The sequence below is a fragment of the Zobellia russellii genome (assembly GCF_044597075.1).
In the GTDB taxonomy this organism is placed as follows: domain Bacteria; phylum Bacteroidota; class Bacteroidia; order Flavobacteriales; family Flavobacteriaceae; genus Zobellia; species Zobellia russellii.
The window spans coordinates 24,673-48,122 of sequence record NZ_CP139000.1; the positions used below are offsets into that span (position 1 = coordinate 24,673).

Consider the following 23,450-nt stretch of genomic DNA (forward strand, 5'->3'; position numbering starts at 1 on the left):
ATGAACGACCTTTTTGATTTAAAGAACAAAACCATTGCCTTATCTGGAGGAACCGGAGTTTTAGGAGGTTCCATTGCTGAGTACTTAGTTAAGAATGGTGCTGGTGTAATACTTCTGGGTAGATCGGCAGATAAACTGGATAATAAAAGAAATGCACTAAATCGTATTTCCCGTAATAGCGCTATTTCTTACGTAGTAGATGTAATGGAGGAAGAGGAATTGATTGCTCTAAAGGAGAAAATAAAGGAATCCCATGGTGCAATTGATGGTCTGATTAATTTGGCCGGGGGTAATCTGCCGGGAGCAACACTTCGCCCTGATCAAACCGTTTTTGATATTTCTCTGAAAGATACCAAAGAAGTGGTAAACCTTAACCTTTTTGGGAGTGTACTCCCCACAATTGTAATGAGCCAATTAATGGCTGAGCAGGGCAGTGGTTCTATAATCAATATTTCATCTATGGCATCAAAACAGTCTATAACCAGGGTGTTGGGCTATTCCATGGCCAAAGCGGGTATTGATATATTTACCAAATGGATGGCTGAAGAATTGGCGACAAAATTCAGTGATAAAATTCGCGTAAATGCTATAGCTCCGGGATTTTTTATAGGGAATCAGAACAGAAAAATTTTGATTAACGAGGATGGTTCCTATACGGATCGCAGCAAAAAAATATTGGCAAAAACTCCAATGAACCGTTTTGGCGATGCCTCCGAACTCAATGGAATGGTGCATTACCTCTTAAGCGAAGCATCTTCGTTCGTAACCGGTACCGTTTACGATGTAGATGGTGGTTTTAATTCTTTTACGGGAGTCTAATATGGAGTATTTAAAGAAGACCTACCGTTGGTTTGGGCCTAATTTTGGAGTAACCTTGGCCGATATTGCACAGCTAGGGGCTCAAGGTATTGTTACGGCTTGCCACAGCATACCTACGGGTGAGGTGTGGCCCGTAGAGGTCATTGCCAATGTGAAGAATCAAATCGAACAGCATGGTATGGAATGGTCCGTAGTAGAGAGCGTAAACATCCATAATGCCATTAAATACGGACTTCCTGAAAGGGATATGTATATTAACAATTATATCCAAACACTTAAGAATCTTGGCCAGTATAACATTTATACAATTTGTTATAATTTTATGCCCCTTATAGATTGGACGCGTACCAATCTAGATTACCAGTTACCTAATGGAACATCCAGTTTACTTTATGACCCTATCGCCATAGCTGCTTTTGACCTCTTTATACTGAAAAGGGAGCATGCCGCTGAGGTATATGAAGAGCGAGTGGTAACTAAGGCGGAAGCCTATTTTAGCAGTTTGTCCGCGCAAGAAAAGAACACATTGGAGAAGGCCATTCTTGCCGGTATACCGGGAAGTAAGGAGTCAATTGAGATGTCCGTTTTTAAGGAAAAATTAGCGATGGTAAGCCGGATATCAAAGAGGGAACTTCAAGAAAATTTGGCGTATTTTCTTAAAGCTATATTGCCAGAGGCTGAAAAGCTGGGTATTCATATGGCCATTCATCCAGATGACCCGCCTTTCTCGGTTTTTGGTATTCCAAGAATCACTTCAACCTACGAGGATTTGACATTTATTCGTGATTGTTACCCTTCAAAACATAACGGTTTTACCTTTTGTTCCGGTTCATTGGGAGCTTCTCCCAATAATGATTTGGTGAAAATTATAGAGGACTTTGGAGACCGTATTCATTTTATCCACTTAAGGAATGTACAATTAAGTGCTTCAGGTGAGTTTTATGAGGCCGAACACCTTAATGGTTCCGTGGCAATGGATGATGTAATGGAAGCCTTTATAAAAGAACAGCTAAGACGAAAACAGTCCGGAAGAACAGATGTAGCCATTCCTTTACGGCCTGATCACGGCCATGTTTTGCTTGATGATAAAAAACGACAGAGCGATTTCTATCCTGGGTATTCATTAATTGGTAGGGCTTTGGGTATGGCACAGTTAACAGGGCTTGAGAAAGGAATTCGGCATCAGATGAAATTGGTTTGATGCTACACTAAAACCTCCCTAAAATCTTCAAAGAACAGTTCTACTTGGACCATCTGTTGACTAAGGAAAATCATAGTTTCTTGCCAAGTATTTTTATTGTGGATAGAAACGTTTTCTAGGGTCACGTATATTCTTGAAATTTCTTTTCCGTTGGAAAGAAAAAAGGCTTCATCAAAGACCGCTTCCGGAAGGTATTCTTCTGACTGTAGAAGAGATTGTAGAGATTGGAATTTCTCCCAAAGGGTAATGCGTCTTTCAAGGTCATCGGTCTCTATATCAATGGAAACCATCGCCTTTTTAAGATCAAAATGAAATTTAAAGACCAGACCTTTCACTTTGGTGTTGTACAGTATCCACTTTCTAGGATACGATTTTCCAAAAGCGATCCAGAAGTCTTCCCGTAATTTTTTTGATTCCGCTTTGCTGAACATCCTATAAAAAATATGCGATTGCAATACCAAAAATAATGGCGATTATCTTGCGGAGGTTAAAGGTATGGCCCTCGGAACTTTCAAAGAGTATAACCGTAGAAATATGAAGGAACACACCTATGACCAATGCATTAATTGATGCAAAGTAAGTGTCTGCATAATCCGTATGGTTCGCAATATAACTCCCTAAAGGTGTCATTAAAGAAAAAATGGTAATGAACAAAAATGCCTTGGTAATCGGGATTTTAGAATTTAATAGAAAAATGCTTAAAATTATGGCTATGGGCACCTTGTGAATTAAGATACCGTAAATAATGGTGTTGTGGTGGTGTATGGGAAAGCCTTCCAGAAAAGAGTGAAGACAGAGACTTCCAAAAAGTAACCAAGGGAAAAGTTTCTTTTCTTTGTCCAGGTGAACGTGTCCATGTTCCGCTCCTTTAGAAAAGAACTCCAGAATAATTTGAAGCAAAATTCCAAGCATTACGAACAAGCCTACATTTTTTGCGTTGCCATGTTCGTACACAGAAGGAAAAAGTTCAAATAAAGTAAGAGCCAAAAGAAAAGCACCACTAAAGGCCAGGAGTAATTTAAAATGGCTCTTGTTGTCAGGTTTCACAACATAAACAAAAGCAAAGCTCAACAGAACGGCAAAAATTGGTAAAGCGTAATTCATTAACGGAAAAATCGTTTATATAGAGGCTCTTAGTCTTGAATTCTAGCGGTAATTACAGCTATGAACCCTATTTTTTTAATGTTTCAGAAAAGCAATTTTATCCTTCCGGTATTGAAAGGACGAACGGCATTTAAGAAAGCAATGGGCGGGTTCGTATTTCTCCGGCTAAAATACTGTATTTTTGCGGCAACTTTAGAATAAGACATGAGTAAAAATTTTAAAATGGTCGCCAAGACCCTCTTTGGTTTTGAAGAGATTTTGGCCAAGGAAATCCGTAACTTAGGTGGCGGCAATGTAGTAGAAGGAGTAAGAAATGTTGCTTTTGAAGGTGATACCGGCTTTATGTACAAGGCCAATCTGTGTTTGCGTACAGCTATAAAGATCATTAAACCTATTCATTCTTTTTCGGTTCGTAGTGAAAATGATCTATATAAAAAGATATATGCCATGGATTGGACGGATTATCTTTCGGTAGATACCACCTTTGCTATAGATTCTACGGTAAACTCGGATAATTTTACACATTCACTTTATGTGTCCCAAAAAGTTAAGGATGCCATTGTAGATAAGTTTAGGGATATGGATGGAAGCCGGCCTAGTGTAGATGTAAAGTTTCCGGATGTACGCATCAATATACATATTCATAATGACCATTGTAATGTGTCCTTAGATAGTTCAGGCAGGTCCTTGCACCAAAGGGGCTATCGTACGGCTACCAATATAGCACCGATCAATGAGGTATTGGCAGCGGGCCTTTTGCTCATGAGCGGATGGGACGGGCAGTGCGATTTTCTTGACCCCATGTGTGGTAGTGGCACCATGCTTACCGAAGCGGCCATGATTGCTTGTAACATTCCGGTAAATATCAATAGAAAGGAATTTGCTTTTGAAAAATGGCATGATTTCGACCAAGATTTGTTTGATAAGATTGTAGATGTAAGTCTTAACAAGGTTCGTGAATTCCATCATAGAATAATAGGGTATGACAAAGCCCCTTCTGCGGTTCGCAAGGCAACTGACAATGTTGAGAATGCTAACCTCTCCGAATATATATCCATTGAGCGAAAGAACTTTTTTGACACCGAAAAGTTTACCGATGGCAAGCTACACATGGTTTTTAACCCGCCTTATGGAGAACGATTGAATTTGGATATGGAGGATTTTTATGCATCCATTGGCGATACCTTAAAGCAAAAGTACCCAGGTACGGATGCTTGGTTTATTACTTCCAATATGGAGGCACTTAAGTATGTAGGCTTAAGACCGTCGCGAAAAATAAAGGTATTCAACAGTCATTTGGAATCTCGCTTGGTAAAGTATGTAATGTACGAAGGCAGTAAAAAAGCTAAGTACATGAATAAAGACAAAGAGTAGTTGTCTAACTCTATTTTAAAGCTATTTGCTTATTGCTTTTTAGGCCTGTCTTTTCCGTTAGGTTTTGGTTCGGGCTGGGGTTGGGGTTCTTCTTTTTTAGGCTCGTTTTTCTTTTTGTAAAGCGGAATGAGATAACTGAGAGAAAAGTTGTAGCCTACACCAAAGCGACTACCATCGGTAACTTTGTTAAAGCCAGGAATAAATAGATCGTCAAGCTCGTTTTCTGGGCGTTTATTGGTTATTAAAATGCCTAAGCGGGCACTTGCACCAAAATAGAGATTTCTTAAAACTTCGGCCTTAACCCCTGCAACAAATTCCAACCAGGATTTATTTCGGCCTTCGTATTTACCAAGGGCATCGGTTGCTGCAGCAAAATCCTCAGGGTGCCAATAGCGGTTGGTATCAAAAATCTTATAAGCGTCCAGTTCTTGGCTAAACGTGCTAAACGCAAAACGGCCACCAATATATATCATGTTTTGTTCACCGTACCAATTGCCGTACGTATTATAATCTATACCCGCTTTAATATAACTGCCAGACGTTGTAAAGGTATATAAATCCCCACTTTCTATGTCAACATCAGGACCTAAGGGTGTGCCAATAGTTTTTTTCTCGTTGCCCAGTTCGGCGGCCAAATATAGGTTTTGGGTAAGCCTATAATCTCCCACTAGTTCCAACCCTGTGTAATTGTCCTCAAAAAAGGAGACCACAAGTCTGCTTAAATCAACACCAACTCTAAGGCCATAACGTTGCTTATAAACGGTGGTATCTTTTTTGTTCAGGTCTATAGGTTCGCTTTGGGAAAATCCCGTAGCAATAATCAAAAGAAAAAAGAGACTAGTGAAATATCTTAACATGGGCTGAAGCTGTGTTTTCAATAAGTGCATTATCAACATCTATGGTCTGGACCCAAACGGAATCGTCTTGTTGTACGGTTACCTCTAAGTTCTCAAAATTGGCAATGTAACCACAAGCTCTGGACTCGTAGATTTCTTTTACGTCATAGCTAAAGGTTAATGTATCCACATTTACATCATCAATACTCAACTGTCTGGACATGGCGAACGTAGTGCTGCTGGCATCCACGCGCAAGGGCAGAACAATACTATCTAGTGCTATATTGTCTATGGTGTCTTTACCTTGGTTATCTAAAATGCCCCAAACAATTAGGTTTTGAACATCTTTAAACTCTGTTGGGTTGAGCGCATCATAAAAGCGAATGACCAATTGGGGTGTATCCGCATCCGTACAAATATCATCTTTTTCGCAGGCAGAGAAGGAGAGAATTCCCAAGGCGATTATAAAAAGTATTTTGAGTTTGTTCATAAAGCTATAGCTTTTTCAAAAGTACAATATTTTCAACATGATGGGTTTGCGGGAACATATCCACCGGTTGAACTTTTACAACTTGGTACATATCTTTCATTAGGGCCAAATCTCGGGCCTGTGTGGCGCTGTTACAACTCACATAAACCACTTTTTCAGGTGCAATGTTCAAGATTTGTTGTACCACATCTTTGTGCATACCATCCCTTGGAGGGTCCGTAATAATAACATCCGGAGTACCATTGGCGTCTATGAACTCTTGGTTGAAGACGTTTTTCATATCGCCCACAAAGAAGTCTACATTGCTAATTTCGTTTCTAAGGGCATTGGCCTTGGCATCTGCAATAGCTTCCGGCACGGATTCTATACCTACTACTTTCTTTGCTTTTTTGGAAACAAATTGAGCAATGGTCCCGGTACCGGTATAGAGGTCGTATACGAGTTCGTTTCCTCGTAAATCTGCAAACTCACGAGTAAGTTTGTACAATTCGTACGCTTGTGCCGAATTGGTCTGGTAAAATGATTTTGCGTTGATTTTAAATTTCAACCCTTCCATTTCTTCAAAAATATGGTCGCGACCGGAGAAGCAAACAATTTCTTGATCGTAAATAGTATCGTTCTGCTTTTGATTAATTACGTATAAAAGCGAAGTGATCTCAGGAAATGTCTCTCTAAGGTGATTTAAAAGCAGCTCTCGTTTAGCCTTGTCATTTTCATAAAACTGTATCATGACCATAAGTTCACCCGTAGATGCTGTTCGTATCATAAGGGTGCGCAATTGGCCATGCTGATTTCGCGGATTAAAAAATGTGAGTCCGTTTTTAATTGCAAAATCACGGGTTTCTAACCTAATGGCATTGGACGGATCTTGCTGAAGATGACATTTTTTAATGTCCAATATTTTGTCCCACATTCCCGGAATATGAAAACCCAAGGCATTTTTATCCGCAATATCTTCGTTAGATTGAATTTCTTCCAAGGTTAGCCAGCGGCTATCCGAAAAAGAGAACTCCATTTTGTTACGGTAAAAATATTGATCCTCAGAACCTAGAATAGGAGTGGTTTCCGGCAGTTCAAGATGTCCAATTCGTTTCAGGTTATTCTCAACTTCCTTTTGCTTGTAATAGAGTTGGTGCTCATACCCCATATCTTGCCACTTGCAACCTCCACAAACGCCAAAGTGTTGGCATTGTGGTTCTGTACGCTTATCTGAATAGCTGTGAAAAGACGTCGCAACACCTTCAAAATAAGCTTTTCTCTTTTTAGTAGTCTGTACATCAACTACATCACCAGGTACGGTATTGGTCAAAAATATGACCCTCCCATCGGGAGCTTTACCAATTGTTTTTCCTTTTGCACCGGCATCTACAACCTCTATGTTCTCGAATACCTGTCGCCTGTTCTTTCTTCGCATGCGGCAAAAGTAAGCATCCCATGGCATTTATTATAACTCTCTTTACGATAGGGCTTATTAAAAATAGTTAAATATGGATTTTATACTTGTAGATCTGTACAGAAAAACAATAATGAAGGTTATTTTAATTCTGAAACCATAAAATTTATGCCTTCCCTAAAGTCTTGTTAAATAAACATTTGGTCGCTTTTTGGCAGGTTCTTTTAGAACTGATAACTAAATTTTATAGATTTGCAATTCTACAAGGATGATTTCTCTCCCACGCTGAATTTTCGAATCTTCGAAAGGATAAAGGTATAGAAGGAATTACTGAAGTTTTATTTTAAAGTAATTTTATCATGTCAGTTTTAGAAAAAATCACATCTGAAAATGCTATTGCATTGGAAGAAAAGCACGGAGCACACAACTATCACCCATTGCCTGTTGTACTTAACAGAGGTGAAGGTGTACATGTTTGGGATGTTGAAGGAAAAAAGTATTACGATTTTCTTTCGGCCTACTCCGCAGTAAACCAGGGGCATTGTCACCCCAAAATTGTTAAGGCCATGACCGATCAGGCACAGACCTTAACACTTACCTCAAGGGCATTTTATAATGATATGTTGGGTAAGTATGAAAAATATGCGACCGATACATTTCAGTTTGACAAGTTGTTGCCTATGAACACTGGGGCCGAAGCAGTTGAAACCGCTTTAAAACTTTGTCGTAAATGGGCATATGAGAAAAAAGGCCTGAATGAAAACGAAGCACAGATTATTGTTTGCGAAAACAATTTTCATGGTAGGACCACTACTATTATTTCTTTTTCTAACGACCCTGTGGCCCGTAAGAATTTTGGACCGTATACGGCAGGTTTCATTAAGATTGAATACAATAACCTTAAAGCATTGGCAGATGCTTTAGAGCAAAATAACAATGTTGCAGGTTTCCTTGTTGAACCAATTCAAGGTGAGGCCGGGGTTTATGTTCCTTCTGAAGGATATTTACGTGAAGCAAAGGCGCTTTGTGAGAAGCACAATGTTCTGTTTATTGCAGATGAGGTACAGACCGGTATTGCCAGAACAGGTAAGATGTTGGCCGTGGATCATGAAAACGTAAAACCGGACATCCTTATTTTAGGAAAGGCACTTTCTGGCGGGGCATACCCTGTATCCGCAGTTTTGGCCAATGACAATATCATGAACGTTATTAAACCGGGGAATCACGGAAGTACTTTTGGAGGTAATCCTATTGCTGCCGCCGTAGCTATGGCTGCCTTGGAAGTAGTGAAAGATGAAGAGTTGGCTAAAAACGCCGAAGAATTGGGTGTTTTGTTCAGAGCAGAACTTAGTGAGTTCATTAAAGGGTGTAACATAGTTAACGGGGTTAGGGGTAAAGGTCTCCTGAACGCTATACTTATTAATGATACGGAAGAGAGTTCTACCGCTTGGGACATTTGTATGGCCCTCAAGGAAAACGGACTTTTGGCAAAACCTACCCATGGTAATATTATTCGTTTTGCACCACCATTAGTAATGAACAAAGAGCAGTTACTAGATTGTGTTCAGATTATTAAAACTACATTGAAACAGTTTGAAAGATAATCTTGAGATAACAATAAAAAAAAGCCTGAAACTTAGTTTCAGGCTTTTTTGTTTAGAATAGTATTTCAGTTTTAAAAATCACCTCCAGAAGCTGCGGAAATAAGTATAGCGGCTATAGCTCCAAAATAAATGATGCTGATCAGCAAGTAAACGGCTGCTAGGGCCAAGCCTACATAGGATAGCGTTTTTCCCGTTTTAACATTTTCAATACCTGTATATTCACCATTACTTTGGTCAAAAGTGCGTTGCGCAGTTTTAGCGTGCGATAAACCAATGAAGCTGAAAATAGCACCAAAGGGGCCACAACAAAGCAGGGTCAATACAATTGAAAGAATTCCAAAGGTTAGGGCGTTACTCGCTCCCGGTAAGGGTTGTTGCATAGTTTTATCCTAAAAGTTCTTCCATTTTTTCACGCATCATTTCTGGGTCTTGCATTTCATCAAATCCAAAGAAAGCAATCATACCAATAGTCATCAATAAATAAAGAACACTTAGCACTATACCTATAATAGCAAGTATTTTTCCGGTTTTTACATTTCCGTAATCTGTGTAGTTTTCAGGGTTTTCTAAATATACGGCAGTTGCTTTTTTGGCCAAGACCAATGCTACTATACCAAATATAAGACCAAGAATACCATAACAACAGCAAGTAACTATTGAAAGGATTCCAAATACAAGAATTAGCGTGGCGTTGGGTAGTTTGTGTTGTTCCATTTTTTAGTGGGTTAGGTGAGTCATTTTTAGAATATAGTTAACTAATATAATAGTACCGCTCAGTATTCCGAGGGTCATTTTTATATACGTGTCATAACGAAACTTGGTAAATTGACTTGCAATTGAAAACAATACAAGTGGTATAAGAGTGAAAATTGCCGGATACATATCAAAGGCAGCGCCAAAATCTCCTTTAAAAAAAAGAACAATAGAACGCTGAAGCCCACAACCTGGACAATCAATACCAAAAAGCTTTTTGTTTAAGCATGGTAGCATAAAGTCTTCAAGAACCAAAAGAAACGTGGCTAACTGCATTTTTACCGTTTAGCAATTCTATCAGGAAAATTACCATTATTTTTGTGGATACAAAATAAATTATGGCCGTTTTTCAAATAGGGGACAAGGTAGAGACCATAGATGATGTTATCTCGGGCAAGGTTACAAAGGTTTCCGGCGGAAGTATAACTATAGAGACCAATGACGGATTTGAGCTTGATTACGAGGCCAATGAACTAGTTAAGGTAGATACTGGAGATATACGTGTTAGCAATTTCGAAATCAACCAAGTAAAGGCGCAAAAGGAACTTCCAAAGAAAAGAAAGTCCCAAGGTTTAAAGCCAAAGGAGCGCAACGCGCCAAAAATGGAAGTGGACCTTCATATTCATCAATTAACAAGGTCTAGCAAGGGTATGAGCAATCATGAAATGCTCAACTTACAATTAGACACGGCAAGACGTCAACTGGAATTTGCTATGCGCAAGCGCATTCAAAAAGTAGTGTTTATTCATGGGGTTGGCGAGGGCGTGCTCAAAGAAGAGCTTTATTACCTTTTTAGACGCTATGATAATGTGAAATATTATGATGCAGATTATCAGAAATACGGCCTTGGCGCCACTGAAATCTACATATACCAAAATAGCTAGTTCCCCACGGTAGTATAGGTTCCTAGAACAAAGTTGTCAAGAGCGGTAAGTGTTACATCGGCAACGTCATCACCATTCCCTTTTAATACAAGTACGGTGGCATCTAAGGAAATTGTGTGCGTATAAGTAATTGCTCCCGCACCATCAGGTTCCCCGGCTACTGTTTCAACATTTATGGCTCCTCCCGAGGAAACAAAATTATGACTAATGATTTCTTCCGAAAGGGGAGAGGAAGTACAGACCATTTCATCGGCTACGATAGTATCCAGTACCGTATAGTTAAATTCACCATTTTCTAATGTAGAGGTCCTAGGTTCGTCTACCATAGTGACTTCATTTGCTAAAGCCGGTAAAGGAATATCAAGAGAAACAAATTCATCATTTATGATTTTGTACAATCTAAGACTACCGTCTACAATAGCACTTTCACATTCTGAAAAATCAGTTATAGACTCATAGTTGGAAAAAGGAACCTCAAGTTTAAAACTGGTAGGTGTGGAGGTCTTAAAAGTACCATAGGTTAATGTAGAGGCATCCGTAATACTTTCATTTTGGTCATTGGTCAAGGCCAAGCCATTTATGAGAATAGTGTGCGAATAGGTTTTTACATCTTTAGAAACGGCGGTTACTTTAGTGTTTACAGCTATATTTCCTGCGGTTGCCGTATTTTCACTAATTACCGTAGGTTCCAATACAGGAATGGTAGAACAAAAATAATCGGACGAAACGTCATCGGAAAAAAGGCGGTAAACCAAACTAGAAGAACCTCCTATGGTACTGGTTAGCGTACCTTCCGTAGAGCTTTCGTTAAGCAATAGTCCGCTTTCCAATTCTAACAAAAATGCTTCGTCTCCATCAATCTTAAAGAAAAAAGTAGTGTCCAGAGGGTCGTCTTCATCGCCGCAAGAGGAAAGAGCAACGGAGTCAAAATCCACACGTTCAATTTGTAGGTCACCATCGTCGCAAGCAGATAAAATGGCCAATAGACCTAAAAGTAGCATTTTTTTCATGTGTCAAATTTAAAGGAAATAAAGGACAAGTTTATTCTGAATTAGGGAGAAATTAACTTTAATTCCGCTAATTTTGGAGGCTCTTAATTGAATTTTTTGGTAATGGAAAAGGTTTATTTGGATAATGCGGCCACTACGCAAGTACGTGATAATGTTATTGTAAAGATGCAGGAGGCACTTGCTAATTTTTACGGTAACCCATCATCTACGCATAGTTTTGGACGTTCTGCAAAAACTGCTGTAGAGAGTGCTAGAAAAACCATAGCTAAATATATGAACGCCCATCCGGCAGAGATTATTTTTACTTCCGGTGGTACTGAAGCGGATAATATGATTTTGCGTTGTGCCGTACGCGATTTAGGGGTGGAGACTATCATTACTTCTAAAATTGAACATCATGCCGTTCTCCATACAGTTGAGGATTTGGCAAATGAAAAGGGTGTAAATGTGGCGTATGTTGATTTGGACGCTTACGGGAACCCTGAACTTTCTCATTTGGAAAAGTTGTTAACACAAGATGATTCCAAAAAATTGGTGAGTTTAATGCATGTTAATAACGAAATAGGTAATAAGATCGATATTGCAAAGGTCTGTACGTTATGTCATGCCCATGGGGCCCTTTTTCACTCGGATACGGTACAGTCTATTGGGCATTATGCTTGGGACGTTAAAGAAGTACCTGCTGATTTTCTAACTGCGGCAGCGCATAAATTTCATGGTCCAAAGGGAATAGGTTTCGCTTATATAAAAAGAAATTCAGGATTAAAACCATTCATATCCGGTGGGTCTCAGGAACGTGGTTTTAGAGCCGGAACGGAATCTTTCCATAATATTGTTGGATTGGAAATGGCCTTTACGGAAGCCTATGATAATTTAGAAGAAGAGACAGCTTATGTTAGCGAACTAAAGTCTTATTTTATTGATAGGATGAAAAAGGAAATTCCCGGAGCCAAGTTTAACGGGCATTCTGGAACTATGGATAAAAGCACGTTTACATTGGTGAACGTTTGTTTACCCATTGATTCGCAAAAAGCGTTAATGCTCTTATTTCATTTGGATATAAAAGGAATAGCTTGTTCCAAAGGAAGCGCATGCCAATCCGGTAGCGATTTGGAATCCCATGTTCTAACGGAAATTTTATCGGAGGAAGATCTTAAAAAACCTTCGGTGCGGTTTTCTTTTTCAAAGTATAACACCAAAGAGGAGCTGGAATACACCATTCAGGCATTAAAGGAGTTTGTAGAAAAATAAAACTCCCTTTAAGGGGAGTTTTCAGTTTTACTTTTGTTTCCTGTCTTTTCGTTTTTCGCGGTCGTAAGGAAACTTACGTGCCGCCAGTTTCATCATGCGGTCAATAAGGTCTGTTGTGTTCTTTCCCGACTTTTTATTGATTTTCTTTTCGTATTTCCAAAGAAGTTTTCCGCTGGTGCCATCACTTATTTTTACACCTATTCTCCCATAATTGGCATCGCCGGAAAAGTAATCCATAAAGCTGAACTCGGTAGGTATCCCTTTGGACAGAAGGACGTTTAAATCCATGTTTCCACTTATAATACCATCTACTCCCAGAATTTCACTCAACTGTTTGGTTGTGTAGACATCAATATTATTGTAGTCAATTTTATTCTGGGCCAATATGGCGTTGGTGTTTTTTACATCTTGAAAATCTACCGAAAATTTCTTCTTCTTTTTCCTTTTTGAAAAATAGGTTTCAAGGGCGTTTTGCACCGCATAGCCTTCTTTTTGTTCAAGATCGTTCAATTCTTCTTTTGAAATATCGTCCTTAAGTTCAAGATTAGCTAAAAAAGGAATAATTGCCAACACTTCGTGCGAATCGCTCAGGGCATCAAATTTATCACTTTCGTAAATATTCTTTTGTGCGTTAGCTAAAACGGATGTTAGTAAGAGTGCGGCAAAAAAAATCTTCTTCATTAGTTAGTTTTCTAAAAGCGCATGCGTAGCCTAAGGTTAAACACACGGCTTGTCATGAAATTGGGAACGGCAAATTGTTGCTTGCTATCAACATCCCTCACCCACGTATTTGTTATTGAATTTTGATTGTTGAACAGATTAAATATCTCAAATCCTGCACTTAGCTCTTTAAATCTGTGAAGCCAGTGGTTTTTGGGATAGGTTCTGTTTCCGCCAACAAAAATATGCGAAATTCCTAAATCCGCCCGTTTATAATCAGGTAATCTGTTATTGTAATTATATGGGTCGGCATAATTTGGGGAACCGCCGGGTACTCCCGTATTATAAACTAGGTTCAGGTACATTTTAAAATTGGGGAATTCAGGTATGTAATCTTGAAAAAGAACACCAAATTTTAACCTTTGGTCAGAAGGTCTGGCAATGTACCCACGGTTGTTGCTATTTTCTTCGGTCTTTAGATATCCAACACTTACCCAAGATTCCGTTCCTGGTACAAAAGCTCCGTTCAGCCTTAAATCAAGCCCCTGTGCATAAGCTTTGGCATTGTTATTGGCTACGTAGCGTATACGTACATCCTCTAAAGTGTAGGTGTTTACATGGTTCAATCTTTTATAGTAGACTTCGCTCATTAAGGTAAATGGGCGTTCCCAGAGGTTAAATGAGTATTCGTTTCCAAGAACAAAATGAATGGATTCTTGAGCCTTTATATTGGGGTTTACCGTTCCGTTTTGGTCTCTTAGTTCCCTATAAAACGGAGGTTGATGGTAGAGGCCGCCGGAAAGACGAAAAACCATATCGCTTTTCCAGTTGGGTTTAAAGGAAAGTTGTCCGCGAGGGCTTATAACCGCCTGCGATACGGATTTGCTGTTTTTGTCATTAATGGACCAATAATGGGCACGTAACCCAAGATTGTAATAAAAATCATGTACTCCCACGTTCATGCGGTTGCTGAATTGTATGTAACCTGAAAATCTATCGGTCTTTACAAAATTTCTTGCGTTTACTCCGTCATAGGCAACAAGAGGTGAATCAAAAGGTTCTTCGGGCTGATTATTGCTGAATTCAGTTAAGGGTGGCCGAACAAAAAAACCAACGGAATCAATAAATTCCGACTCGCGTAATTGGTCCCGAATGTCTTCGTGTGTATATTTTGCGCCCCATTCCAATACTTGGTTTTCTTTGATGTGGCTTCCCTTGTGGGAGAGATTGAAAATTAGGGCATCCAATTCATTTCTGGCGCGGTTAAATTGGGTACCTATTCCGCGTAAGTTAGTTGCATTACCTAATGAGTTTCCGGAAAGGTCATTGTCTATATTCCCAAGGGTGTATTGGGCAATTACATTCTGAATATTCTTCTTCGGTAGTGTGGTAAAGGGATGCAATGAGCTTCAAGACCGTATTGTCATTCAGGTAATAATTACCTTTTAGCGCTCCTAAGACGGTATTGTAGCGATTGTTTTCTTCACCTTGATAATAGACTATCAAAGTTTTTGGTTCGGTTATAGTCCCAAAATTAGTTTGCCTGTTTAGAGGTTCGTTCTGGTAATCGTTTATGGAAATAGTTCCCAAAAAGTCCAAATGAAACTTTTTAGAGAACTTGTAGCTTGCATAGGTTTGGGCATTTGCAAAGGTTGGGTTGAAATTGGTGTTGATTTCTTGGCTATTGACTAATAAGCTATTGTTTCTATAACGAATACCACTTATAGTGCTTAGCTTTTGGGTTTTGGAAACAGTTTCTATAGATGCACTTGCTCCTAAAAAACTAAGGTCTAACTGTACACCGGTTTCCGAAGGTTTTTTATAGGTGATGTCCAAAACAGAGGAAAGTTTATCTCCATATTTGGCCTGGAACCCTCCCGAAGAAAAACGCACATTCTGTACCATATCACTATTTACAAAGCTCATTCCTTCTTGTTGTGCGGATCGAACCAAAAAAGGACGATAGACTTCAATCTCGTTCACATATACCAAGTTTTCATCATAATTGCCGCCTCTAACATTATACTGTGTACTTAGCTCGTTGCTAGAGGAAACACCTGGTAGCAATTTTAAAATATTCTCTACACCTGCATTGGCACCGGGTATATTCCTAACGATTTCAGGGCTGACGGTAGTAATGCCTTCCACTGTTTTTTTTCCCGTAGGGCTAACGGTAACTCCAGCAATTTGAATGGCACCTGTACTTAAAACCGGATTGAACTCAAAAATTTCGTTTGTGTTCAGAACCAAGTTTTTTAGTACGGCGTTTTTATGGCCTAAATGAGAAAAGGTAATGGTTATAACCCTATCTGCGGGAACCTGAAGGGTGTAAAATCCATTTGTATCGGAAGAGGTGCCAATTGTACCAGAGGTAATGTTTACTTCTTTTAAAGGCTCGTTGGCACTGTTCATAACAAGGCCGGTAAGTGTAGCGGTCTGTGCACTCGTGTAAAGTGTAAAACCGAATATCAAAAAAAGAATAACAAGTTTAGAGCACTTCAAAAAGGTTTTATTTTCTGTAAAAAGTACTGGTCATGGTGTTAGTATTACCAACATTGTCCGTTACCGTTACTTCAAGTTTGCATTCTTTCTTATCTAAGATAACATCATCAAAATTATAGGTAAGCGTAGCCGTTTTAGGCTCATACTCCATTAGGATCCATTCTCCGTTAATGGTAGCGGAATAGGTGTCTATACCACTAAGGTCATCGGTAATACGAACACTAAGATAGTGGTAATTGTTCAGCCATTGTTTTTCCTTAAAATTCTTGGGCCTAATTTTTGGGGCTACGGTATCTTTTGCCAAAGTGTAGGTGCCCAAGTTCCTAGTGCGCGTTGTAAAAGTATTCCCTCGTTTATAGGTAGAAGCGTGAGACGGTCTCAATTTACTGTCAAGTCTTGCAATGAACATTTGCTTTCGCTCTGCTTCAGGATATTTAGAAACATCAAAAGTAATGGTAAAGTTACGGTGCGCAGGAACACTGGCGTTGTGTATCTTAACCGTGTCATCGTCTTTCTTTAAATCAATGTAGAAATTGTCGTAAAATGTGTTTGCCGGGAAATATACTTTGGCCGCACCTAAATCATAGTTATTAGGCTTTTTAGCAATGACATAATTTTCTGTCTTCTCTTCTTTTTTATCAACTTTTACAGGTTCTTTTTTTCCTTCAACAGGTATAATAGCCTTTGTTAAGTTGCCTTCAAAATCTTTTATCAACAGCTCTACTTTGTAGCTTAGTCCTTCACGAACATCAATTTTACCATCATTTTCTAATGTGTTGTAAATGCTAAGTTTGTTTCCGGGGGCCTTGTACAATAATTGAATACGTTGGCGGTATTTACTGTAGTGATAATAATCAATAAGAGTATTTATGTATCTGGTTTCGCCAAAGGAGAAGGACTCCAGGTCGTAATCTGTGTAGACTTTTCCATTTACTACTTGCTGAACGGAATACACACCGTTGTGGTTGGCCGCAAGGTCTTGACGGTCGTAACCTACAAATCCAAGTCCTATGGTGCCAACGGCATAAATAGGGTCTGCCAGGAAAGTACCGTCTTTTTGCCTTTTAAAATTAAGGGGTGTTGTGTTTTTATTTTGATTGATTTGAGCATCATCGGACAATGGGAAGCCATATAACTTCTGTAAAATTGGATTGGTAGCATCCCGAACATCAAAGCCATAAAGCAAAGGGTTGGTGGGCTTTTCGGAAATACTGCTTCTAATTTCAAAATGAAGGTGGGGACCGGATGATCCTCCGGTATTTCCGCCGTAGGCGATAACTTCTCCCTTTTCAACCTTTATCTCGGAGTACCCGGGAAAATCCTCCACTTCGTATGATTTTTTCTTGTACTGCAGCTTCTTTATGAATTCTTGGATCTTGGGAGAAAATTTTTGAAGGTGTCCGTAAACGGATGTATAACCGTTGGGATGTGCTATGTAGAGCACTTTTCCATAACCCCAATGAGAGACTTTAATGCGGGTTACGCTTCCGTCGGCAATGGCGTAAATGGGTAAACCTTCACGTTGCTCGGTTTTAATATCTATACCCGAATGAAAATGGTTGGAACGTAATTCACCAAATGTTCCCGCCAGAATCAAAGGGATATCAACAGGTGATCTAAAGGCATCTTGTGGGTATTTTTCTTGGGAGATGCCAACAGCGCTGATAAATGCAAAAAGGCCTATAAAAAGTTTTCTCATAATTCTTTGGACAGAGATACGAAATTAGCCAAACGGTTTCAATTCTTGAAAATATAGAGCATCAAAAATGATATCTCTTATGTAACCAACGTTATTTAAAGGGTTAAAGTATTACTTGAAGAATAATTCAAAAAAGTATTGCTAAGTAGGGGCAGGTATGTTAACTTTGTGTAAAATGCATTGCGTTTGATTTATGAGTGAATTAGTCAAAGTCGTAGACTCTTTAGAGAATAAAATAAGCAAGCTTTTGCATAAGTTGGAGGTGCTTCACCAATCCAACAATAAATTGCAAGAGGAGCTTAACGCTCTAAAAGAAGACAAAGACAAGGTGTTGGATTCCGTTTCTATGTGGGAAGAGAAATACAACTCGTTGAAGCTCGCAAACTCAATGCTTGGCAGTAATACGAATAAAACAGAAGCTAAGCTTAAAATAAATACATTGATCAGGGAGTTGGACTATTGCATAGCGCAACTTTCGGAATAATGTTCAAACAATAACATGTCAGAAAAGCTAAAAATTAAGCTTTCCATAGCAGATAGGGTGTATCCTTTGACCATTGATCCAAGCCAAGAAGAAGGCTTGCGAAAGGCGGCGAAGAACATTGAGCAGTTGGCAAAAAAGTTTGAACAGAGTTACGCGGTGCGGGACAAGCAAGATGTTTTGGCCATGTGTGCCTTACAATTTGCCTCTAAAATAGAGCAACGCGGTATTGATCAGTCCGAGGGAACCCTTAACGCAACCGAGCGTCTAAAAGCGCTAGATGAACTGGTGACCTCAAAGCTTGGATTAAAATAAATACGTTCTTTAAAATACATAAGTTACTGCCCACATTGGTAATACCTTTTGACAAACTCAACATTAATTTTGTTTAAAAAGGGTGAGTTTAGATTGTAAAAGCAGGCCCTACTCGTATAGGGATCCTTGATCAGTCTTGTAGCCCTAAACCTGTTTATTGGAGTTTGTACAAAACTTCTCTGATGTGGGCTTTTTTTATGGATTTGTTTGAGTAACTGCGGCGGTACAACTTTCTTATGTACGGCTCTGGCCTCTCAAGCACGTTCAAACCTAAATTTATAGTTATATGGATAGTGCAACACTTATAATAGCCGCAATTGTCGGCCTTGCGATTGGATTTGCCATCGCAAAATTTTTGGAAAAGGGTAAAGCCTCTAAAACCCTTTCCAATGCCAAAAACGAGGCAAAGACCATAATTAGTGCCGCTAAGACGGAAGGTGAAAACATTAAGAAAGACAAAATTTTTCAGGCTAAAGAAAAGTTTTTAGAGTTAAAGGCCGAGCATGAAAAAGTAATCATTAACAAGGATAAGAAAATTGGTGAGGCCGAAAAGCGTACCCGTGATAAGGAGTCTCAGGTAAGTAATGAATTGGCGAAAAGCAAAAAGCTTAACAGTCAACTAGATGCTAAATTAAAGGAGGTAGCCCATAAAGAGGAATTCCTTGAAAAGAAGCAGAGCGAACTGGAAAAGCTTCATAAGAACCAAGTACAGCAATTGGAAGTTATTTCCGGACTTTCCGCAGATGATGCAAAAGGGCAGTTGATGGAGTCCTTAAAGGAAACGGCAAAAACAGATGCCATGGCCTACATTCAAACTACTGTAGAAGAGGCAAAACTTACGGCCCAACAGGAGGCGAAGAAAATTGTTATCAACACCATACAACGTATAGGAACGGAAGAGGCAGTAGAGAACTGTGTATCTGTTTTTAACTTGGAATCCGATGATGTTAAAGGTAGGATTATTGGTAGGGAAGGTAGAAACATACGTGCTTTGGAATCTGCTACAGGAGTAGAAATAATTGTTGATGATACTCCGGAAGCAATTATTCTTTCTTGCTTTGATTCGGTACGTCGTGAGGTAGCTAGGTTGTCTTTGCACAAGTTGGTAACGGATGGTAGAATTCACCCTGCACGTATTGAGGAAATCGTTAAGAAAACGGAGAAGCAGATAGAGCAAGAAATTGTTGAGGTAGGTAAACGTACCGTAATAGATTTGGGTATTCATGGGTTGCACCCGGAATTGGTTCGTGCAGTTGGTAGAATGAAGTACCGTTCTTCTTACGGACAGAACCTGTTGCAGCACTCTAGAGAGGTTGCCAAGTTATGTGGCGTGATGGCCGCCGAACTAGGACTAAATCCAAAATTGGCCAAACGTGCCGGACTTTTACATGATATAGGTAAAGTTCCTAATACCGAGGCGGAAGTAGAAACCCCACATGCTATTTTAGGTATGCAATGGGCGGAGAAATATGGCGAAAAACCGGACGTTTGTAATGCTATTGGGGCTCACCATGATGAAATTGAGATGAAGACCCTTATATCGCCAATAGTTCAGGTTTGTGATGCTATTAGCGGCGCAAGACCAGGAGCACGTAGACAAGTATTGGATTCGTACATACAGCGTTTAAAGGACCTAGAAGAGATTGCCTTTGGTTTTGGAGGTGTTCAAAAAGCGTACGCCATTCAAGCGGGTAGAGAACTTAGGGTTATTGTTGAAAGTGAAAAAGTGAATGATGAAAAGGCAGCACAGTTGTCTTTTGAGATTTCACAGAAAATTCAAACGGATATGACGTATCCAGGACAAGTGAAAGTAACTGTAATCAGGGAAACACGTTCCGTGAACGTAGCAAAATAACCACTGATAAGTATATAAAAAAAGAGCCGCATTATGTGGCTCTTTTTGTTTTTCTAAATGATAAGTCTTATTTCTCGTATGGAGATTCTACTAGCTTATCTACTTCAAACGTTTCATCGTATTGAGGCATACGGCCACTTTCCCATAGTTCTAGGTCTTTTTTGGAATACACCCACAATGGTTTTACAAACGTATCTGTCCATGCTTTAGTCCTGGCTATCATTTCCTTTAAGCGTTCAGGATATCTACCGGATAGGTTCTTTTCTTCGCCTATGTCCTCGGTAATATTATGGAGTCTCCATGGTTCGTTGCCCATTCTCGTAATCTTCCAATCTCCTTGGCGCGCACCTACATCGTTATAACCTTCACGATAGCGTAACGAGTAAATCATCTCATCTTTATACGGCTCCGTTTTGTTTATAACATGGTCTATAATGTTTTTACCGTCTAATTTTTTATCCTGTGGAATTTTTGCATTGGCCAAGTGAGCAAAAGTAGGGTAGAAGTCCAAAGCAGAAACAGGATGGTCAAATGTTTGGTTTTCTGCCAGTTTTTTTGGCCAATGGAAAAACATGGGTACACGATATCCGCCTTCCCAAGTATCTCCTTTTGTTCCTTTAAGCGGGTAGTTGTTGGCACCATGATCAAAATTACCTCCGTTATCACTTAAAAATACAATAAGGGTATTGTCCAGTTGATTCGTTTCTTTTAGGGTTTTGACAATGGAACCAATACCTCTGTCCACTGCATAGACCATTGCGGCGTAGGTTTGTCTGTCCTTATCCTCTATATGGGCAAACTTTGCCATATCCTCGGTCTTGGCCTGTAACGGAACATGTGGGGCGTTGTAGGCAAGATAAATGAAAAATGGCTGTTTTTTCTTTGCTGCTGTTTTGATACTGTTATTTGCTTCCCTAGAAAAACCGTCGGTAATATACTCGGTTTCGTTTGCTGGTTTTCCGTTGTGTTCCATGGGGAAAACATAATCACGAATATTCTTGTTACCGGCTTTTACCTGTTCTGTATAGGTTTTCATGTATGTTTTGGGAAAGTAATCATGCCCTCCACCTAAAAAGCCATAGAAATTATCAAAACCTCTTTTGTTAGGGTGAAATTTTGGAGCGGAACCTAAATGCCATTTACCTATGGCACTGGTATAATAACCTGCCTGTTGAAGTACTTTGGACATATAGGTTTCCTCTAACGGAACCCCCATATTGTCTTCGTCTTTGTCACTACTATTGTGGAACAGGTTATAAGGTGTACCGGTAAGATGTGGGTAACGACCAGTTAGTAGTGCGGAACGGCTAGGACCACAAAACGGGTGTGCCACATAGGCCGATGAAAAAATTACTCCTGCCTTGGCCAGTTTGTCCATTTCAGGTGTTACAATATCCGTAGAACCGTTAAAGCCAACATCGGCATAACCAAGGTCGTCACAGAGAACAACAAGGATGTTGGGGCGAGTTTCTTGGGCATTGGCGCTGTTTACAAAAATGGAGCAAACCATGAGCCACAATAGTTTGTGAAGTGTGAGATGAGTTTTCATTTGAAATGATTTTGTGTTAATGCTAATTTTAATGTTAGTTACTTCTGTTTTTAGATTGTTGTGAATTAAAAAGCTTTAAGAGGTTAGCGGTAACATTGGGATTGCTATTTGCTATGTTTTTAGTTTCTTCCGGATCTGTCCTATGGTCATAAAGCTCTAGATAAATGGGCTCTGAGTCTAAATTCTCACGGTCTTTCCAAACAATAAAACGATATTGGTCCGTTCGCATGGCATACCCCATAATTTGGTTCTCGAATAGTTTTCGGTCCCATTTTTCTCCTTGTTGCTTTTTGATTTTTAGTTCTACCTCTTCAAGTAGTGTTCCAAAGTAGGTTTCCCGCATAGCGGGTCTTAATGGGTATGAACCCCATTCCCGTAACGCCGGTGAAGGAAACTGACTGAATACAGCGGTTTTCCAATCTTGTTTTGGGTTGTCAAGAAGAGGTACAAAACTTTTTCCTTCCACATGACTTGGTTTTTCAATTCCGGCCAGTTCGCAAAGGGTAGGGTACATATCTATTAACTCTACCAATGCTTCGCTTTGAGCACCTCTATTTTTAAGGGGCATATCCGGTGTCCATATCATAAGAGGGACCCTTGTGGCAATTTCGTAGTTAGTGGCTTTGCCCCAGATGCCCATATCACCTAAATGGTAGCCATGGTCGCTCCAAACAATAATTATCGTATTATCCCGTATACCTGCATCTTCCAGTGCTTGTATGGCTCGGCCAATTTGGGCATCAACGTAACTTATACAGGCCAAGTAAGCGTGTTTCAGGGTTTTTGAAAGTTCGGACGGCAATTTACCCGTTTTTGGTATGCCCGAACGTACACGTAATTCAAAAGAGGGGTGAAGCCCCATGGTTGCCCCGTCATGTGGAGGGACGCTATCCAATGCCATAGGAATTTTGGATTCATCATAAAGGTCCCAATACTTTTTTGGGGCTACCCAGTTTAAATGAGGCTTATGAAACCCGAGACCTAAAAAAAAAGGTTGATCGTTGTTCTTGGCCATTTCTTTTATGTCCGCAATGGCAAGGTCTGTATTATAGCCGTCGGCATAAGTGTTGTCTGGAACATCGGCAGATTCATAAGCGGGTCCCATGGCCAAACCGTATTTTGCTACATTACCGTACTTGGAAAACATTTCTTTTCGGGTTTCTTCTTTTATTTGCTGATTTTCAGGAAGGGCAAAACTTACCACAGATTTTGGATGGGAATCCGGTACCCGACTCCATGATAGAGAATCGTCCAAATCGCCATGATGGAATATCTTTCCGTAATAGGCAGACTCGTAGCCATTGTTTTTAAAATGCTGAGGTAACGTAACAATATCCGGGTGTAGTTCCCGTATTTTTAAATAATTATGAAAAATGCCACTGGTCTCTGGCCGGAGTCCCGTAAGAACGCTGGCTCTTGATGGTCCACAAATTGCCTGTTGGCAATACGCCCTATTGAATTGTAAGCCTTGGCTTGCCAGCTTATCCAAATTAGGACTTTGGGCTATTTCAGAACCATAAGACCCTAATTCCGGCCTAAGATCGTCTATAGCTATAAAGAGAACGTTAGGGCGTTGCTTTTGTCTGTTGGCCATACCGGTTTCCTGCTTACAGCTAAAGCAAAAAGATAGGAGTATTAATATGGCTAGCATTTTTTTCATATTCAGTAAA

The 23,450-nt window shown here is 39.7% G+C and carries 24 protein-coding genes and 1 other RNA gene; 10 read left to right on the forward strand and 15 right to left on the reverse strand.

The window, feature by feature from the left end; genetic code table 11:
* Both SJY45_RS00085 and uxuA read left to right on the forward strand, forming a co-directional pair.
* Entirely contained in the window at positions 1-819 is an 819-nt protein-coding gene (locus SJY45_RS00085) for an SDR family oxidoreductase (protein ID WP_400072802.1), read from the forward strand.
* A gap of 1 nt (position 820) precedes the next feature.
* Positions 821-2,020 carry a mannonate dehydratase gene (gene uxuA, locus SJY45_RS00090; RefSeq protein WP_400072804.1) on the forward strand — a complete coding sequence of 400 codons (1,200 nt, stop codon included), beginning with the start codon at positions 821-823 and terminating at the stop codon, positions 2,018-2,020.
* A gap of 2 nt (positions 2,021-2,022) precedes the next feature.
* Here uxuA and SJY45_RS00095 read toward each other — a convergent pair whose 3' ends face one another.
* Both SJY45_RS00095 and SJY45_RS00100 read right to left on the reverse strand, forming a co-directional pair.
* Positions 2,023-2,451 carry a DUF4268 domain-containing protein gene (locus SJY45_RS00095; RefSeq protein WP_400072805.1) on the reverse strand — a complete coding sequence of 143 codons (429 nt, stop codon included), beginning with the start codon at positions 2,449-2,451 and terminating at the stop codon, positions 2,023-2,025.
* Between the two features lies 1 nt (position 2,452).
* Positions 2,453-3,124 carry a ZIP family metal transporter gene (locus SJY45_RS00100; protein ID WP_215441718.1) on the reverse strand — a complete coding sequence of 224 codons (672 nt, stop codon included), beginning with the start codon at positions 3,122-3,124 and terminating at the stop codon, positions 2,453-2,455.
* A gap of 204 nt (positions 3,125-3,328) precedes the next feature.
* Here SJY45_RS00100 and SJY45_RS00105 point away from each other — a divergent pair, with 204 nt between their 5' ends.
* Positions 3,329-4,498 (forward strand): class I SAM-dependent RNA methyltransferase, encoded by a 1,170-nt coding sequence (locus SJY45_RS00105; RefSeq protein WP_400072807.1) that lies wholly within the window; start codon positions 3,329-3,331, stop codon positions 4,496-4,498.
* A 29-nt stretch (positions 4,499-4,527) separates the two neighbouring features.
* On the opposite strand, the gene SJY45_RS00110 is transcribed toward SJY45_RS00105, so the two are convergent.
* Genes SJY45_RS00110 through rlmD form a run of 3 tightly spaced genes read right to left on the reverse strand, consistent with a single transcriptional unit; the run spans position 4,528 to position 7,238 of the window.
* The gene (locus SJY45_RS00110; protein ID WP_215914821.1) at positions 4,528-5,355 is read right to left on the reverse strand and encodes a DUF6048 family protein; all 828 of its coding nucleotides are present in this window, start codon (positions 5,353-5,355) and stop codon (positions 4,528-4,530) included.
* A complete protein-coding gene (locus SJY45_RS00115) occupies positions 5,336-5,824 on the reverse strand; it encodes a DUF6452 family protein (RefSeq protein ID WP_215441712.1) in 489 nt (162 codons plus the stop codon). The genes SJY45_RS00110 and SJY45_RS00115 overlap by 20 nt, the downstream gene beginning before the upstream one ends.
* Before the next feature lie 4 nt (positions 5,825-5,828).
* Positions 5,829-7,238, reverse strand: a complete 1,410-nt coding sequence (gene rlmD, locus SJY45_RS00120; protein WP_400072810.1) for a 23S rRNA (uracil(1939)-C(5))-methyltransferase RlmD — start codon at positions 7,236-7,238, stop codon at positions 5,829-5,831.
* Between the two features lie 338 nt (positions 7,239-7,576).
* Between rlmD and rocD the strand changes: the two genes are divergently transcribed.
* Positions 7,577-8,821, forward strand: coding sequence for an ornithine--oxo-acid transaminase (gene rocD, locus SJY45_RS00125; RefSeq protein WP_215441708.1), 1,245 nt, complete (start codon positions 7,577-7,579; stop codon positions 8,819-8,821).
* 71 nt (positions 8,822-8,892) lie between these two features.
* Here the strand turns inward: rocD and SJY45_RS00130 are convergent, their stop codons facing one another.
* Genes SJY45_RS00130 through SJY45_RS00140 form a run of 3 tightly spaced genes read right to left on the reverse strand, consistent with a single transcriptional unit; the run spans position 8,893 to position 9,850 of the window.
* A complete protein-coding gene (locus SJY45_RS00130; protein WP_215441706.1) occupies positions 8,893-9,201 on the reverse strand; it encodes a CCC motif membrane protein in 309 nt (102 codons plus the stop codon).
* A gap of 4 nt (positions 9,202-9,205) precedes the next feature.
* Complete coding sequence (locus SJY45_RS00135) at positions 9,206-9,535, reverse strand: CCC motif membrane protein (protein WP_215441704.1); 330 nt, start codon at positions 9,533-9,535, stop codon at positions 9,206-9,208.
* A 3-nt stretch (positions 9,536-9,538) separates the two neighbouring features.
* The gene (locus tag SJY45_RS00140) at positions 9,539-9,850 is read right to left on the reverse strand and encodes a DUF2752 domain-containing protein (RefSeq protein WP_289063783.1); all 312 of its coding nucleotides are present in this window, start codon (positions 9,848-9,850) and stop codon (positions 9,539-9,541) included.
* Between the two features lie 62 nt (positions 9,851-9,912).
* Here SJY45_RS00140 and SJY45_RS00145 point away from each other — a divergent pair, with 62 nt between their 5' ends.
* Positions 9,913-10,458 carry a Smr/MutS family protein gene (locus SJY45_RS00145; protein ID WP_400072813.1) on the forward strand — a complete coding sequence of 182 codons (546 nt, stop codon included), beginning with the start codon at positions 9,913-9,915 and terminating at the stop codon, positions 10,456-10,458.
* On the opposite strand, the gene SJY45_RS00150 is transcribed toward SJY45_RS00145, so the two are convergent.
* A complete protein-coding gene (locus SJY45_RS00150; RefSeq protein ID WP_400072814.1) occupies positions 10,455-11,468 on the reverse strand; it encodes a hypothetical protein in 1,014 nt (337 codons plus the stop codon). The genes SJY45_RS00145 and SJY45_RS00150 overlap by 4 nt on opposite strands.
* A gap of 102 nt (positions 11,469-11,570) precedes the next feature.
* Here SJY45_RS00150 and SJY45_RS00155 point away from each other — a divergent pair, with 102 nt between their 5' ends.
* Complete coding sequence (locus tag SJY45_RS00155; protein WP_400072816.1) at positions 11,571-12,719, forward strand: cysteine desulfurase family protein; 1,149 nt, start codon at positions 11,571-11,573, stop codon at positions 12,717-12,719.
* 27 nt (positions 12,720-12,746) lie between these two features.
* Here the strand turns inward: SJY45_RS00155 and SJY45_RS00160 are convergent, their stop codons facing one another.
* Genes SJY45_RS00160 through SJY45_RS00175 form a run of 4 tightly spaced genes read right to left on the reverse strand, consistent with a single transcriptional unit; the run spans position 12,747 to position 17,580 of the window.
* Positions 12,747-13,400, reverse strand: a complete 654-nt coding sequence (locus SJY45_RS00160) for a hypothetical protein (protein WP_215441694.1) — start codon at positions 13,398-13,400, stop codon at positions 12,747-12,749.
* 11 nt (positions 13,401-13,411) lie between these two features.
* Positions 13,412-14,782 (reverse strand): hypothetical protein, encoded by a 1,371-nt coding sequence (locus tag SJY45_RS00165; RefSeq protein WP_400072818.1) that lies wholly within the window; start codon positions 14,780-14,782, stop codon positions 13,412-13,414.
* Entirely contained in the window at positions 14,703-15,851 is a 1,149-nt protein-coding gene (locus SJY45_RS00170) for a TonB-dependent receptor plug domain-containing protein (protein ID WP_400072820.1), read from the reverse strand. The genes SJY45_RS00165 and SJY45_RS00170 overlap by 80 nt, the downstream gene beginning before the upstream one ends.
* A gap of 37 nt (positions 15,852-15,888) precedes the next feature.
* Entirely contained in the window at positions 15,889-17,580 is a 1,692-nt protein-coding gene (locus SJY45_RS00175; RefSeq protein ID WP_289063787.1) for a M23 family metallopeptidase, read from the reverse strand.
* 193 nt (positions 17,581-17,773) lie between these two features.
* On the opposite strand from SJY45_RS00175, the gene SJY45_RS00180 reads away from it, so the two are divergent.
* The 4 genes from SJY45_RS00180 (at position 17,774) to rny (ending at position 20,231) form a co-directional block, all read left to right on the forward strand.
* Entirely contained in the window at positions 17,774-18,064 is a 291-nt protein-coding gene (locus tag SJY45_RS00180) for a hypothetical protein (protein ID WP_400072822.1), read from the forward strand.
* 15 nt (positions 18,065-18,079) lie between these two features.
* Complete coding sequence (locus SJY45_RS00185; RefSeq protein ID WP_215441688.1) at positions 18,080-18,376, forward strand: cell division protein ZapA; 297 nt, start codon at positions 18,080-18,082, stop codon at positions 18,374-18,376.
* A gap of 55 nt (positions 18,377-18,431) precedes the next feature.
* Positions 18,432-18,542, forward strand: a non-coding RNA gene (gene ssrS / locus SJY45_RS00190) — 6S RNA.
* 120 nt (positions 18,543-18,662) lie between these two features.
* Positions 18,663-20,231 (forward strand): ribonuclease Y, encoded by a 1,569-nt coding sequence (rny, locus tag SJY45_RS00195; RefSeq protein ID WP_400072824.1) that lies wholly within the window; start codon positions 18,663-18,665, stop codon positions 20,229-20,231.
* A gap of 67 nt (positions 20,232-20,298) precedes the next feature.
* Here rny and SJY45_RS00200 read toward each other — a convergent pair whose 3' ends face one another.
* Both SJY45_RS00200 and SJY45_RS00205 read right to left on the reverse strand, forming a co-directional pair.
* A complete protein-coding gene (locus SJY45_RS00200) occupies positions 20,299-21,780 on the reverse strand; it encodes a sulfatase (protein ID WP_400072826.1) in 1,482 nt (493 codons plus the stop codon).
* Between the two features lie 34 nt (positions 21,781-21,814).
* Positions 21,815-23,431 carry a sulfatase gene (locus SJY45_RS00205; RefSeq protein ID WP_400072828.1) on the reverse strand — a complete coding sequence of 539 codons (1,617 nt, stop codon included), beginning with the start codon at positions 23,429-23,431 and terminating at the stop codon, positions 21,815-21,817.
* Between the last annotated feature and the right edge of the window lie 19 nt (positions 23,432-23,450).